This window comes from Caballeronia sordidicola, from assembly GCF_000729995.1.
GTDB lineage: Bacteria > Pseudomonadota > Gammaproteobacteria > Burkholderiales > Burkholderiaceae > Caballeronia > Caballeronia sordidicola_A.
This window is the reverse complement of the sequence record NZ_JNFG01000214.1, coordinates 133490-147569: the sequence shown is the minus strand read 5'-3', so window position 1 is coordinate 147569 and position 14080 is coordinate 133490. Positions and strand designations below refer to the sequence as shown.

At 57.9% G+C, this 14080-nt stretch carries 11 protein-coding genes and 1 pseudogene; 5 read left to right on the top strand and 7 right to left on the bottom strand.

Going from position 1 to position 14080, the window contains the following annotated elements:
* The first annotated feature begins 671 nt into the window (after positions 1-671).
* Positions 672-2423 carry a methyl-accepting chemotaxis protein gene (locus FH08_RS0145195; protein ID WP_031364687.1) on the top strand — a complete coding sequence of 584 codons (1752 nt, stop codon included), beginning with the start codon at positions 672-674 and terminating at the stop codon, positions 2421-2423.
* Positions 2424-2458: 35 nt separating this feature from the next.
* On the top strand, positions 2459-3016 hold the full coding sequence (locus FH08_RS0145190; protein WP_081889862.1) for a chemotaxis protein CheW: 558 nt from the start codon (positions 2459-2461) through the stop codon (positions 3014-3016).
* A 33-nt stretch (positions 3017-3049) separates the two neighbouring features.
* Here the strand turns inward: FH08_RS0145190 and FH08_RS0145185 are convergent.
* A pseudogene (locus tag FH08_RS0145185) lies at positions 3050-3484 on the bottom strand (glucose-6-phosphate dehydrogenase); the annotation flags it as partial.
* A gap of 691 nt (positions 3485-4175) precedes the next feature.
* Here FH08_RS0145185 and FH08_RS49105 point away from each other — a divergent pair.
* The 3 genes from FH08_RS49105 to FH08_RS0145175 all read left to right on the top strand — a co-directional run bounded on the left by FH08_RS49105 (position 4176) and on the right by FH08_RS0145175 (position 7399).
* Entirely contained in the window at positions 4176-5762 is a 1587-nt protein-coding gene (locus FH08_RS49105) for a methyl-accepting chemotaxis protein (RefSeq protein ID WP_035568887.1), read from the top strand.
* 57 nt (positions 5763-5819) lie between these two features.
* Complete coding sequence (locus FH08_RS54590; protein WP_419178063.1) at positions 5820-6080, top strand: NAD(P)H-dependent oxidoreductase; 261 nt, start codon at positions 5820-5822, stop codon at positions 6078-6080.
* Between the two features lie 371 nt (positions 6081-6451).
* Positions 6452-7399, top strand: a complete 948-nt coding sequence (locus FH08_RS0145175) for a LysR family transcriptional regulator (RefSeq protein WP_031364683.1) — start codon at positions 6452-6454, stop codon at positions 7397-7399.
* Positions 7400-7850: 451 nt separating this feature from the next.
* On the opposite strand, the gene FH08_RS0145170 is transcribed toward FH08_RS0145175, so the two are convergent.
* The 6 genes from FH08_RS0145170 to eno form a co-directional block, all read right to left on the bottom strand.
* Complete coding sequence (locus tag FH08_RS0145170) at positions 7851-8630, bottom strand: fumarylacetoacetate hydrolase family protein (RefSeq protein ID WP_031364682.1); 780 nt, start codon at positions 8628-8630, stop codon at positions 7851-7853.
* 359 nt (positions 8631-8989) lie between these two features.
* Complete coding sequence (locus FH08_RS49100; RefSeq protein ID WP_031364681.1) at positions 8990-9262, bottom strand: DUF4148 domain-containing protein; 273 nt, start codon at positions 9260-9262, stop codon at positions 8990-8992.
* A 445-nt stretch (positions 9263-9707) separates the two neighbouring features.
* Positions 9708-10817, bottom strand: coding sequence for an alcohol dehydrogenase catalytic domain-containing protein (locus tag FH08_RS0145155; RefSeq protein WP_031364680.1), 1110 nt, complete (start codon positions 10815-10817; stop codon positions 9708-9710).
* Between the two features lie 188 nt (positions 10818-11005).
* A complete protein-coding gene (locus FH08_RS0145150) occupies positions 11006-11539 on the bottom strand; it encodes a carboxymuconolactone decarboxylase family protein (RefSeq protein WP_031364679.1) in 534 nt (177 codons plus the stop codon).
* A gap of 20 nt (positions 11540-11559) precedes the next feature.
* Positions 11560-12564 carry a VOC family protein gene (locus FH08_RS0145145; RefSeq protein ID WP_031364678.1) on the bottom strand — a complete coding sequence of 335 codons (1005 nt, stop codon included), beginning with the start codon at positions 12562-12564 and terminating at the stop codon, positions 11560-11562.
* A gap of 134 nt (positions 12565-12698) precedes the next feature.
* Positions 12699-13994, bottom strand: coding sequence for a phosphopyruvate hydratase (gene eno / locus FH08_RS0145140; protein ID WP_031364677.1), 1296 nt, complete (start codon positions 13992-13994; stop codon positions 12699-12701).
* Positions 13995-14080: the final 86 nt, after the last annotated feature.

Below are 14080 nucleotides of genomic sequence, written 5' to 3'. Positions count from 1 at the left end.
TTCGATTGACCGAAGTGGGTCGACTACGGCTGATTGCCGGCTTGCAGAAACCGGCCCAACAAGAGCTGGTGACGAACTGGCGTCGAGCGTCGGAAATCAGTTTGATACCGGCCGCTCGGCGATGAGTGCCGAGGAAGCCGTGCGCAGCCGCTTCCGCATGCGGGAGGCCGTCGAAGGACACAGCGCTGCGAATTGCCTGCATAACCGCACTTCGCCGGGGACGCCTTCGCGGCTCAACCGCTCGTAACCGGCTCGCTCGAAGAATCGCTCTGCTGTCGTTGTCCGGATCTGCCAATGAGGAGCACGCGATAAAGGTCGGCGCCGATGCGTAGATCTCGAAGTTCGTTGCGCAGGAGCTAGCCACGGTGTTGCGCGAAACTCTGGGGCAAGCCATGGCGGCCTGATTCGCTGGACGGTTGCGACCTATGAGGAGGTGCGGAGATCATCGGCTCCGTAGCTTTAACTACACGTGCGTGTTTGGCCTGTACCGGGCAAGGGTTTGTTCCTCTAAAGGGGAAGACTCCGCTGCCGTAAAGCAGGGGCAGACGTACCGCCTACCGTTTGCCGCAAAGAGCGCTGTCATGTCAGATGTACCACGCATTCTGACACGACAAAAGTGCGTTCCCGGCCATTGGGGCGTTCTCATTTTATGTAGACGGGAGCAAAAGCAAATGAATCTTAATCAGATGACCGTTAAGGCGAAGTTGAGCGCGGGCTTTGGCGTGCTTGCCACGATCGTGCTGGTTGTATCGGGCCTGTCGGTGAAGGCATTGAACGACTCGAATGAGCGATTTTCCAGCTACGTCGCGGGCATCAGCGCACGCGCTGACATAGCGGAGCGTGTTCGGACCGCCGTCGATCGGCGCGTCATCGCCACTAATAATCTCGTATTGTTGACCAAACCCGCCGACCTCGAAACCGAGAAGGCCGCGGTCATCCAGGCGCGGGATGACGTCCAGTCTCGCCTTCGAAAGCTGAATGAAATGATAGCCAGCGCGACTGACACGAGCGAGAAAGCCCGCAGTCTCGTGGCTGAGATCAACCGTATCGAAACGGCCTATGGGCCGGTAGCGCAGGCCATTGTCGATCTCGCTCTCGACAACAAGCGTGACGAAGCCGTGACGAAGATAAACGAGGAAGGAAGACCACTGCTTGCGGCATTGATCAAGGCGACCAACGACTATTCGACGTTCACCGCCGGCCGTGCGGCGCAGATGGTGGAAGAGGCAGCTCAGCACGGCGCGAGCCAGCGCAATCTGCTGATCTCGATCTGCCTGGCCGCGCTTGGGGTGGCTGCGTTGGCTGGCGTGCTGATCACTCGCGGTTTGACGCGTGCCTTGGGTGCTGAGCCTACTGCCTTGGGCGAGGTCGCTGAACGCATCGCCGGTGGCGACTTGAGTCCCGTGGCTGGCGCGCAGCACGCACCTGCCGGTAGCGTGCTCGCTTCCATGGGCGAGATGCAAGGCAGCCTGGTCAAGCTGATCGGTCAGGTTCGAAGTGCGGCGGAGAGCATCGCTAGCGGGTCGAGCCAGATCGCGGCGGGCAACGTGGACTTGTCTTCGCGCACCGAAGAACAAGCAGCATCGCTGGAAGAAACGGCAGCCAGCATGGAAGAGCTGACATCGACGGTGAAGCAGAACGCCGAGAGCGCGCAGCAAGCGAGCTCACTTTCCGCCAACGCATCCGAAGTAGCGCAAAAGGGCAATGTGGTGGTGAGCCGGGTCGTCGACACGATGGGTGAAATCAGCCAAAGCTCGACGAAGATCGCGGATATCACAGGGATCATCGAAGGGATTGCCTTCCAGACCAATATCCTCGCACTGAACGCGGCGGTCGAAGCCGCCCGTGCCGGCGAGCAGGGGCGTGGCTTCGCGGTTGTCGCCAGCGAAGTGCGCAGCCTCGCGCAACGTTCGTCGAGCGCGGCGAAGGAGATCAAGGATTTGATCGCGACCTCGGTGCAAAAGGTTCAGGATGGTTCGGCGCTGGCCGCAGACGCGGGCAAGACAATGTCGGACGTCACGCAGGCAATCTCGCGCGTAACCGACATCATGGGCGAGATCGCTGCTGCCTCCGGGGAGCAGAGCCGCGGAATTGAGCAGGTCAATCAGGCGGTCACGCAGATGGACGAAGTCACGCAGCAAAACGCCGCGTTGGTGGAAGAAGCAGCGGCGGCCTCTCAATCGCTGGAAGAACAGGGACGGCATTTGACGGAGGCAGTGGCTTTTTTCCGCCTTGGTGCGGCGACTCCCGAACACGCAGCCGATCGAGCAACGGTGGCACCGCACCGCCTGGCGCCGGCTAAACGCCAAGCGGCGCCGACCACCAGGACAGCGGCGCCGCTCGCCAAGCGGTCGACCGCGCGAGCCGTACTCGCCCCCGCAGGTGCCACTACCTCCGCCAGCGCGGCGTGGGAAACGTTTTGAACTCGGCGTACATTGCGCACACGGGGGGTTTGATCATGGAAGCGAATCAAGAGGGCGCTCGCGCCGCAACGGTCTTGGCAGCGTCCTCCGCGCAAGCGGGGGATCCACCCCAGGTGGCTGCGTCCCAAGCCGGTGGCGAGTTCCTGACTTTTAACCTGGGGGCCGAAGAGTACGGCATTGATATCCAGCACGTTCAGGAAATTCGCTCGTATGATCCCCCGACGAACATCGCAAACGCCCCTGCGTTCATCAAAGGGGTAATCAATCTACGGGGCACCATTACACCGATCCTGGATCTGAGGATCAAATTTAGGCTCAAGTCGGTGAAATACGATGAACTAACCGTCGTCATTGTGGTGAATGTCGGCAAGCGTGTCGTTGGCGTCGTGGTGGATTCGGTCAGCGACGTACTGGCTCTGGATAGCGCTCAGATCAGCCCCGTACCGGAACTTAGCTCCGCAGCCGATGTTAGCTTCATCACGCGTATCGGTTCGGTACCCGGTGACGGGCATGAACGGATGCTCATTCTCGTGGACATCGACAACTTGATTTCCTCGGTAGAGGTTGGCTTACCCAAGATGGAATTGCATTGAGCGTTTAGGTCTGGACTCGCTTGGGGACGAAGCGTCCCTGTAGGGCCAGGAGCGCGAGCCGTCCGGGATCACATCGAGCAAGAGACGCTGATAAGCTTCCATCCGGTCCTGCTTGAAGAATTGATCGAAGGCCAGATCGAGGTGCACGCCTTGCAGGGTCATCCCCATGCCCGGCGGCTTGGCGAGCGCACTGAGCCGGATCGACTCGTTCGGCTGCAAACGGATCGTCAGCCGGTTCGAACCCGGACGCAAGGCCATCGCTTCCAACGCGGAGTGCTGCACCGGCCAGAAGTTGACGACAATCTCGGCGATGCGGCCCGCGAGCCGCTTGCCGGTGCGCAGAAAAAGCGGCACACCCTCCCAACGCCAGATTTCCACCTCGACTTTCAACGCGACGAAAGTCTCGGTCGCACTACCTTGCCTGACACCGGGCTCCGTGTGATACGCAGATACTGTCGTGTCCTTAATGGCACGCCGTCTCCCTGGAGGGGCGGATCTCGCGTGGTCCAATCACCATTGTTGATTCCCTCGCTTACGAGGCACCTCAAACGAACGCTCGTGGAGCACTCTTGGCTGCTGAAAATGCTAACGTGAGCATATTAGGATTTCTATCCCATTTGACGTCTTAGAACGGGGCTGGTATTGTTGTGCTAACGTTAGCTTAGATATGTATGGGTCGGATTGTATTTTGCGGTTGCGGTGAGGGGGTGATGACCAAAGCAGCTTATGTAGGGTGCCTAAGGACCTCGTGCGGCAGGCCAGAATTCGAGCGGGCTAGCATGGGGAAACGCAAGAACGGAAACCCCTCGCGAAGACGCCATCGCGCAATCACGCTAAAAGTCCGGCGGCGGGACAAGGTACGTGTCTCAAAAACCAAAAAACACGCAGGAGATAAGAGTGTGCACAACAGGAATCAAAATGGCGGCTGTCATTCCACCAGACAATTTCGACCGACGCATTTGACCGAAATTGCGTGTGCGGTGAAAGAATAACGTATTCGGTCAAATATCACTCCCCCGCGAGTACGGCGTTCTTGCCAGTTAAGACACTTCCGACTTCCTGTGTTGTCCGGCGGAGGGGACGCCGTGTCCAGTACTGGGAGGACTCCCTTGCTTACGTGTGACCAGCGGTGTTATTCCATTAAAAACGGGAGTTCTCCATGTCGACGTCGTCAGTGCGTCTCAAGACGCGGCTCGGTTTAGGCTTCGCCGCACTTGCTTTGCTATGTGTGATAGTCGCTGTGTTCGGACTAAAGAGCATCGCCGACGCGAATGCCCGGGCCAAGGTTTTCTATCAGCAGGGAGTTCTGCCCGCACAATATCTCCAGAATGCTTTCCGTCTGCAATGCGTCCGGGCAATCCAGCTTCTTGAGGCGATGTCCATCGACGACGCTCAAGCGAGAAAGGAACGCTTTGATCTTATTGAAATCCTGAAACAGCCGGCGGATCGACAGTTCGAACTGTTTCGGCTCAGCGACAAGCCTGCCTCAACGCAGGCGCTTGCTAGGAAATTCATTGAAAACAGGGTACGGCTCGAGGAAGGCTTTACTGAAGCGGTGAGATTAGGACGCAATGGCGATATGGCATCCGCGGCTGCCGTGATGGCACAAAAGGTACGTCCATATGCAATATCGATGGGACGAGAAATCGATCAACTCTCTGACGCTCTAAGTGAGGAGGCCGATGATTCGCACCGTCGCGACGACGTCGCCTACAGGCGGATCCTGGCGATCATGGCCGTTTTGATCACGCTTGGCGGTTCGATGGCTTGTGCCTACGTATGGCATCAGATGAGACTGCTAGGGCGCAGTCTCGACAGGATTCAGGCTGCACTCAACAAAACGAGCCGCACGCTCGATCTGACATGTCGGGCTCCTGTGGAACGGATGGATGAAATTGGCTCTACCGCCGCCGCTTTCAACGAGCTGATCGGGCGCTTTTCGGAGGCAATCGGCGCTGTCTTGGTGGCAGCTGCAACCGTTGAGACTGCAACAAGACAGATCGCAGCAGGCAATGCGGACCTTTCCTGGCGAACCGATGAGCAGGCTGCGTCTCTGGAAAAGGCTGCGGCCAGCATGACGCAACTGACGGAGACGGTCAAACAGGGTGCTGACAATGCCCAGCACGCAAAGCTCCTGGCGGCCAACGCTGCCATCATGGCTGAAACAGGAGACGAGGCAGTTCAAAGTATGGTTGAAACGATCACGGCAATAAGCCACAGCTCAATCAGAATTTCCGAGATCACTGGCCTGATTGAAGGCATTGCCTTTCAAACCAATATTCTCGCGCTTAACGCTGCAGTCGAAGCGGCGCGGGCCGGCGAACAAGGCCGAGGTTTCGCTGTGGTCGCCAGTGAGGTCCGGGCACTTGCACATCGTTCCTCTTCAGCGGCTAAGGAAATCAAAGACCTCATCGAGTCATCTACCATCCTTGTGCAAGGAGGGACGCAGCAGGCCTCAGAAGTCGGCGGCACTATCGCGCAGGTCAAACATGCCATTAGTCAGGTTTCGCAAATCGTCGGTGAAATTGCTGATGCCTCGGCCGAACAGAGTCTCGGGATCGAGCAGATCAATCAGGCGGTCGAACATATGGATATTCTGACGCAGCGCAATGGAGCGCTCGTCGAGGAGGCCGCCGCAGCAGCGCAGTCGCTCGAGGAGCAGACTGGGAAGTTAAATCTGGCAGTTTGTGTGTTTGCAGTAGCGGACCAGAGCACCCCGCTGGAGGGGCGAGTTTCACGGGAGTGACGTCTGTGCGTGACACCGGACGAGCGGTTCAACAAGCCCGACCAACCCAGGTTCAAGATGGTTGAAATCGGCGTCCGCCTATTTGCAAACGATGACCTTGAAGCGGACAAGCCAGCCTCGTGGAAGGTTGTTCGTGCCCCCGTGCCCGGCGCTGACACTGCCCTCTTCGTCACACGGGAATATAACCGATCGGTGCCCGCAGTATTGAGGAACGCTGTAGACGTGCTATCACGTCCTTACGACAACGGCGCTCTGACCCGAAAGCCTGCTCCCGTTTGCCACCGTTTTGCCGGGACGCCTATGGGGTTTTGGCGCTAGTTATCACGTGCGTCAAACCCCCGCCTGTTTCGGTGTGAATCTTATGCGCACCCCGGACATTTACCTTGCGGCATCACCTCCGTCTTCGTCGACCATGGAGCGGTCATAAGTCCGAAAACGGTCGAGTTCATCAACAGGTTTCTGGACGAATCTTGCCATTGGACGGTGCTTTTTCGAAGGCATAGAAATTGTCCGCCACGGCGGTGATCTGTTCCCTGCTATTCCAGCTGGCACCGGCATGTCCGCATGCGCCGGCGTGCGAACGAACGCGCCGCGAGATGATGCGGTGAACGCTCAAACTTGATCGTTGCAGCCGCGTACAAGCTGTAAGTGAGCCTTAGAAGTGACCCCTTAGTGCAGGTCTAATTGACATGAATACGCTCCAATGCATGCGAATCTTCTCGCAGATTGCGGTCTCAGGCGGGTATGCCGCCGCGTCCCGTAAGCTCAATCTCAACACAGCGCTTCTGTCTCGGTCTGTCGTCCAGCTTGAGGAGCATATGGGCGTCCGGTTGCTCAATCGGACGACAAGAAATGTGTCATTGACTGAGGCGGGAGAAAGGTATTTGCGCCGATGCCTGAAAATACTTGCCTCCATTGAGGAAGCCGAAGCTGAAGCGAGTGCCGCGACTCGGGAGATATCGGGGTGTCTGCGGGTCCATGCGATGTCGAGCTTTGGTCACGATCTCGTGCTGCCAGCATCACTGCGGTATCAACGGCAATTCCCGAAGGTACGCGTTGAGCTCACACTCTCTGGCGATGTGCCCGACATGATTGAGGGCGGGTACGACACTTCGATCGTTTTGGCACCGGAGCTCCCCAGTTCGGGACTGGTGAGCGTGAGGCTCGGAACCATAAACGGGGTTATCTGCGCATCTCCCTCCTACATCCGTGAGAATGGCCAGCCGAAAAGTCCAGAAGACCTGGTTTCACATTCATGCCTGTTGCTCACTACGCCCGTATTTCCCACTGATCGGTGGGTCTTTGAAGGTCCGGACAGCTCTTATGCCGTTGACATTGGAGAACTACGCTTCACGGCGAACACTCCGGAAGCGCTCGCGCCCGCAGTCGCCAGTGGTCTCGGTATTGGTCTGCTGCCGGTGAGCGCCGCGCTGCCGAAGCTGATATCGGGTGAGCTCGTCAGAGTTCTACCCGAGCACGCTGTGCAACCGGTCAACGTTTATGTCCTGTATCAGTCCCGTCGCTTCCTCGACGCGAAGATTCGGGCATGGGTCGATCTTCTGCGGGAGGAACTGCCGACGGTCCTTGCCGGCTACGATGAGGCGATGCTGAAGTTGAACGTGGGAGCGACAAGCTAGTTCGGGCTGGCTGCCATAGATCTCAGCCGACTATGTAAGTGCCCATGCCGCGCCTTTGGCGCCCGCGCGGGGTTGTGAGGGCGCCGTCACACATGCAGCGCGCGCCTCAATCGCCACAGTATCGGCAGTCTAAAATTTCCTTCTTTCTTTGCGCACGCCTCTGAGCGAGGTGGTGGTGCGCTCGACGTACGAAGTTGATCGTGTCCATTTGACTCTTCGCCCCCTCGGGTTTCAACGGCCACGGCCACCGGTAGCGAAGATCCCAGCAACTCGGCGATTGGCACCCATTGTTCACGTTGCATCATTGTCTCCGCGTCGCCGTTCCGGCCGTCACACAGCAGCGTGCGCGCCTATCGTTGCGGCGAATTTTCAATTGAAGTAAAGTTGGAGCCACGCAACCGTAGATCCGGGCCGCCGGGTCCCGGCGTTCGTCAAATGAGTCGCGGGCGAATCAGTCCACGGGGTCTTCACTGATGACGTTATTACGAAGCGTGCCGATTCCTTCGATCTCGACTTCGATTGAGTCACCCGGTTTAATTGGACCGACGCCGGCAGGCGTTCCGGTCATGATGTGATCGCCGGGCAGCAGGGTCATATATTTGCTGAGATAAGCGATGAGCGTGGGAACGTCGAAGACTAGGTCAGCGGTGGTGCCGTCCTGACGGATTTCGCCGTTGACCCTTGTCACCAGATGAAGATTGGACGGATCCAGTTCGGTTTCGACCACTGGGCCTAGCGGCGCGAACGTATCATATCCTTTACCGACAAGCAGGCAGCCGAACTCGCTTTCCTTGCGTTGCAATACGCGATCGCTGACGTCGTTCCCGCATGTATAGCCAAACACATAGTCCAAAGCGTCGGCTTGACTAACGTGTCGCGCCTCTTTGCCAATGATGACGGTCAGTTCTCCTTCGAAGTGCACGTTCTCACAGTGAGACGGATACACGATCGACTCGTCCGGCCCGATTACAGTCGTGCTCGGCTTCATGAAAAGGCAAGGCACGGTAGGGCTTTGCTTGCCGACTTCTTTTGAGTGCGCGCGATAGTTATAGCCAAGTCCAAAAATGCGTGGGTAATTGAACGGGCTGAGCAGCCGGGCCGCGTCGAGACTATCGACGATATCCGTACGCTTTATCTCGACGAGAGGGGATCTGGTGAGTCTCGAGATGGATTGGTCTTCGAGGACGCCGTAATGCGAATTTCCATCAATTATGTAACGAACGATCTTCATGCTTTCTCGCGCGGTTGAGTGTCATGCTAACGTTAGCGCATCTCTTCGTGACGTGTCAAGCTGGGTCTTCGATCGGGCGTGGGGCTTCTTTGCTTGTCGCCCGACTATGGGCTGCCGGGTACGAGGGTTGGTCGTGACCTTTTCGACATCCGCGACAGCTCAATCGCAGGAAGCAAAGCATATGTTATGCAAACGTTTGAGCGCAAAAAGCTGAGGACTGCTGCGACAGCGACTATCGCAACGGGCCGAGGAATACAGGATTTGAACGGTGACTGGCCGGTGTGGACCGGCCAACCAGAGATGCTCTTGGAAAATCGTGTCAGCGGACGAGTGTCTGCTAGGCGAGTGCCGGTAGGGCGTTAGTGACCACCAACGGCAGACGTACCGTTCGCTTCGCCGCCGTACGCTGATGCGGTGGAGTCGGCACGCTCAGCGGCGACGCGGGCTTCAGCTGCCTTCAGACTGTCCGGGTAATCCAGATCACTTCCGTAGGTCGAGTAGCCGGCTTTTTCAAGTTGCGCAAGTTGAGATTTCACTTCCGCGCGGGTCAGCGGCGCCTGTGCCTGAGCGAAGGAAACAAGCGGCAGAGCCGCAATGGCGGTACCGAGAATAATCTTATTGAAGCGCTTCATAGGTAGAAACCTCGAATTCTTTGGACGTTGAAGACGTAATTTCGGTGTGACAGTGCCTAGAAAGAATTATAAGAAGGAACCCTTCTAGGGGAAACCCCTTGTATGTACAACGCACTATTGTTCCTTAGTCAACACTGGACTCGCGGAGCACCTGGGAAAGCATCGGCCTCCGGTCAGTTTTAACCGGTGTGAACGGAACGAGTCGCGAAAACGGGACGCGCTGAGGATGGGCGAAAAGGTAGGGACGGAAGCTTGCGCAATGAAGGCGTGTGAATGCTGGCTACCTGAGGTGCCGGGTGCATTCGTGCGCCGCAAGACGGGCGCGGCGACGCTCGACTACAGCGTCATATCGGGGCCTACGGTGGAATGAAGAGTCGCCGGATGAGGCGTGAGGGATGCTCGCAACGGCGCACCGTTCAGATGCGCCGTTGCGGCTTACTGCATATCAGGGCAGCACGACATAATTGCTAAATCCGCCGTCGCGATCCTTAAGGCCCGAGATCGCTTCGTTCACCCGTTCGAGCGGGAATTTACGATGTTCAAGGTAGGACAGATCGAGCGTGCCGGTCGCTACCATATCAGCCATTTCCTGACCTTGGGCTGTCGTGAACCAGTTCGAGCCGATGATCTGGATCTGTTCGTCCATGAGCCATTTGACATCGACGGGCAGGTCTTCCGCGACGCCGCCGACGTTCACAACCTTGCCGCCGCGCCGGACACCCTTCATGGAATCAACCATGGTTGCCACCGGTGCCTTGGCGCCGAGCGCGCTGATCACGAAGTCGGCACCGTCGCCGTCGGTGAGCGTTTTGGCCCACTGCCCGGTAGAGCCCTCACCGAGTGCCATCACTTCGACGCGCTTTGGATCAAGTGCCTTGACACGCTGGAGCAACGCTTCGTCCCGGCCGGTACCTAGCACACGAGACACGCCCATCGCCAGCGCGAGGACCGTTGCTGCGACGCCCAGAGTTCCAGTAATGCCGTCGATCAGTGCAACCTGGCCGGGCCCGGCGCCCGCGTTCTTGAGCGCGCCATACGAGGTGCCCATGTACCCGAAACGACCGGCCTGTTCGAACGTCATGTTGTCCGGAAGGTTAACCAGTGCGTATTCGGGGGCTGTCATGTACTCGCTGAAGCCGCCGTACGGATAAAGGTCGAAAATGCGCTGGCCTTCGAGGCTCGTACTAAAGTACCCGTTCAGCGTATAGAGCCGGCACTCGCTGCGTCGGCCAGCGCGGCAGGCCTTGCAGGAACCACACGAGCGCAGGGGACTGACGTAGACTCGGTCGCCGGGTTTGACGTTGAGCACGGCTTCGCCAACCTCTTCCACGACGCCTGCGGGATCAAGTCCGAAGATTGCAGGAAATTTTGCCAGCGGCTGGTGCGGGAACCAGGTTGGCCAGTTGTTGATGACATTCGCCATATTGGGCACGATACCGCATGCCTTTACACGAACGAGGACATCTGTCGGCCGGGGCTTCGGCACGGGGACGGTGTCAAGTGTCATTGGCGTGTGCAGGGCGTGCAGCCGTGCTGCAACCATCGTACGTTCCATAAGTTCCTCTTCAACGGTGAATCTTTCGTCCAGCCCGGCATGCGAAAACGAAAGTGAATAATTTCAGGTTAGTGTGTCTTAGGGATGCATCAATCCCGCCCGGCGGCCGAGAGGTAGCTGGTTGACGCAGCAGTGCGCGCGCTTTGAGCCCCGAATGTAGGCAAGCGTTTTGCGCCAGCCCGTCGGGCTCAGCGATAGCCTTCCTCCAGTTCGATATTGAGCGCACCCATAATTCGTACACCGGAGTTATACCAAGCGACGTTAAGCGCGAGCTCGACCTGCTGCTGTTCATTCAGAAATTGAGCGGCTGCCTGCCATGTTTTGTCGCTCACATTTACCTTCAGGGTGGACTCCTTTGCCACAGTCATGACAGCCCGTTCGAGCTCGTCGAAAAGCGGCGAGGTCTCGAAGTCGGGGATGGCCTGGAGCTGTTGTTCGCTGATTCCCGCCTTCAATCCATGGGACTGGTGGTGCGCAATTTCATATTCCGACGCGGTGCAGTGGCCGACGGTGAGAATGGCCAGTTCGCGAAGCTTTGGGCTGAGTGTCGACGCCCGAATCGCGTTTGCATAGGTCAGAAACGCGTCGAGGATCCCGGGCGCATTCGCAAGCGCACGAAAGATGTTGGCGGTGGGGACTTTGCGTTCACGCTCAAGCCTGTCGAACAGAGCGTCGTTGACGCCGGTGACATCAGAGCGCTGGAGATATTTAACACGTGCCATTTGACTTTCCTTCTGCGGATTTAGTTTTTTGCGGGACGATTCTGGATGTAGGTTTCCAGTGTTGTGGGATTGGGCTTGTTCGGCGTTTCGATCATCCCGGCGCCTTCGAAGCGAGATGCTTCGAAGTACCAGCGGTGTTCCGCAGGCAGACCCCAGCGAACACTTGTGTTCAGCGACGCAGCGTCCCAGCGCACGGGCTCGACTTCAATGTCGATCGTCTGATAGTGGCCGTCGCACAACTCGACACGGTGACCATCGGGATCGCGAAGATAGACGAAGAGCATGCCACCGGGGCCATGTCGACCGGGGCCGCGTTCTACCTCGTGGGCATACCCGTAGATGCCAGCCAGATCGCATGCGGTGAAGATGTTGTGCGATTCAGGAACAATATAGGCGAAGTGGTGCATGCAGGGCCCATCATTTTGAACGATGGCGAGATCGAGACACGTTCCTTTGCGGTACATGAATGCGCCAAGGATCGTGTCGCCGTGGGCCAAATACTCCGAGTTACGGAAGCCAAGTCTGCTGTAGAAAGCACAGGAATCGTGGGTGTTCGGCGAGAATAACTGGAAGTGATCGATCCGCTGAGCGTGTGCGCCTTTGAACTTCTCGATATCCAGATAAAGGCGGGCACGGGTTTCCATCTGTGCGCACAGTTCGATCTTGGTGCCAAACGGATCTTCCACATGCAATGTTCTGCCCTGGTGAGCGACTTCTACCCACTGCGCCGGCAGTTCTTCTTTCTTGAAAAATTCATATGCGGCGTCCAGATCTTCCTCGAGAAAAACCCGGAATCCGATACGCTTGCACGTGTGCTTTTCATTTGACTGCACGAGAACCAGACTATGATGGCAAGCTTCCGAAAGACCGCGCAGATAGCACGTGCTGGCGTCTTCCTCGGTCACGACGAGACCGAGGATGTTCACGTAGAAATCCCGGCTTCGTGCCAGATCGGCTACGTTGAGAATGATATGGCTCGCACGCGTGATGTTGAACGGCGGCTTAAGATTGACAGCGGGCAGCATGATGACCTCTCAATCGATGGTGGTAAGAAAGCGGACCGGAAAACTATCCGATGCGTGTGCCGCTAACTCACAGTTATGGTTCAGAAAGCGAACGGTCGACGCAACCAGGGCTCCAGGCACCGTAAAACGAAGGCCTATTTCGACGCGGGCGTGAATGGCAACGCCGACCATCCGCTGAATTGCGCTCGCGCTCCAAGGCTTTCCTCGATGCGCAGGACTTCGTTCCACTTCGCCATGCGCTCCGAGCGGGAAAACGATCCCACTTTGAGCTGTCCAGCATCCCAGCCAATTGAAAGATGGGCGATGCTCACGTCTTCCGACTCTCCCGATCGGGCCGATACAATTGTGCCGAATCCTGCAGCCTTGCCGGCCTTCAGCGCATTGAGCGTTTCGGTCACGGTTCCCGCCTGGTTGGGTTTGATTAGAACCGCGTTGAGCGAACCGTTTGCAGCCGCCGCCTGCACTCGAGCAGCATCGGTGACCAGGAAATCGTCGCCGATGATCTGGCAGCGCGATCCGTAGGCCTGCGTGAAGTTCCTGAAACCCTCCGGGTCGTCTTCGGCGACAGGATCCTCAATGGAGTAAATCGGATAGGTCTCAAGCCAGCGCCCGAGCATGCTGATCATCTGGTCGGTGTCGAGGGTGCGGCTATCCAGTGCGAGTGTGTACTGTCCGTCGCGCCCGAACTCGGAGGCCGCGATGTCGAGCGAGATTCCTACGTGCTTTCCAGGCTGAAGACCCGTTTCCGCAATGGCCTCCATCAGCGTGTCCAGTGCGTCTTCGTTGCAATCGAAGGCAGGCCAGTAACCGCCTTCGTCGGCGACACCTTGCAGCTTGCCCGCTCTCTTCATCAACGCTCCAGCAGCGCGATAGACCTCGGCGGTCCACTCTAGAGCCTCGGTGAAACTGGATGCGGCCGGGCACATCACCATAAAGTCCTGGACATCGACACGGCGCGCGGCATGTGCGCCGCCGCCGAAAATCTGGATTTCTGGAAGCGGCAGGCGGACCGGACGACCTTCGGACAGATAGCTCCACAGCGGCTGACGGCTGGCGGCCGCTGCGGCATGCAAAACGGCCAGCGAGGTCGCGACAATGGCGTTGCCTCCGAGGCGGCCGCGGTTAGGTGTGCCATCGAGTTCCACCAACGTCGCATCAATCGCTGTCTGATCAGACGCGTCAAGCCCTTCCAGCGCTTTGGCGATTTCGCCATTGACCTTTGCGAGGGAATTCTTGACGTCGAGACCGCCAAATGCCGTGCCACCGTCGCGCAGATCCAGGGCTTCGCCGCTTCCTGTGGAAGCTCCCGCAGGTGCAATGGCTCGGCCGCCGGCACCATTGCTCAGTTTCACTTCCACCTCGACAGTCGGTCGGCCGCGAGAATCCCAGACGCGGCGTCCATGTACCTCGATTATTGATGCATCACTCATGTGTTATCTACCAGATAGAAGTTGGAAGGGGTCGGCGCCGTTCACACCGCACTCACAAAGGATGGCGTGCGCAGCCAGATAAAACC

What these genes read in the sequence shown, in the direction of transcription:
- FH08_RS0145190 (WP_081889862.1), top strand. Translation starts at nt 2,459, where the DNA reads ATGGAAGCGAATCAAGAGGGCGCTCGCGCCGCAACGGTCTTGGCAGCG.
- FH08_RS0145195 (WP_031364687.1), top strand. Translation starts at nt 672, where the DNA reads ATGAATCTTAATCAGATGACCGTTAAGGCGAAGTTGAGCGCGGGCTTT.
- FH08_RS54590 (WP_419178063.1), top strand. Translation starts at nt 5,820, where the DNA reads ATGGTTGAAATCGGCGTCCGCCTATTTGCAAACGATGACCTTGAAGCG.
- eno (WP_031364677.1), bottom strand. Translation starts at nt 13,994, where the DNA reads ATGAGTGATGCATCAATAATCGAGGTACATGGACGCCGCGTCTGGGAT.
- FH08_RS49100 (WP_031364681.1), bottom strand. Translation starts at nt 9,262, where the DNA reads ATGAAGCGCTTCAATAAGATTATTCTCGGTACCGCCATTGCGGCTCTG.
- FH08_RS49105 (WP_035568887.1), top strand. Translation starts at nt 4,176, where the DNA reads ATGTCGACGTCGTCAGTGCGTCTCAAGACGCGGCTCGGTTTAGGCTTC.
- FH08_RS0145175 (WP_031364683.1), top strand. Translation starts at nt 6,452, where the DNA reads ATGAATACGCTCCAATGCATGCGAATCTTCTCGCAGATTGCGGTCTCA.
- FH08_RS0145145 (WP_031364678.1), bottom strand. Translation starts at nt 12,564, where the DNA reads ATGCTGCCCGCTGTCAATCTTAAGCCGCCGTTCAACATCACGCGTGCG.
- FH08_RS0145150 (WP_031364679.1), bottom strand. Translation starts at nt 11,539, where the DNA reads ATGGCACGTGTTAAATATCTCCAGCGCTCTGATGTCACCGGCGTCAAC.
- FH08_RS0145155 (WP_031364680.1), bottom strand. Translation starts at nt 10,817, where the DNA reads ATGGAACGTACGATGGTTGCAGCACGGCTGCACGCCCTGCACACGCCA.
- FH08_RS0145170 (WP_031364682.1), bottom strand. Translation starts at nt 8,630, where the DNA reads ATGAAGATCGTTCGTTACATAATTGATGGAAATTCGCATTACGGCGTC.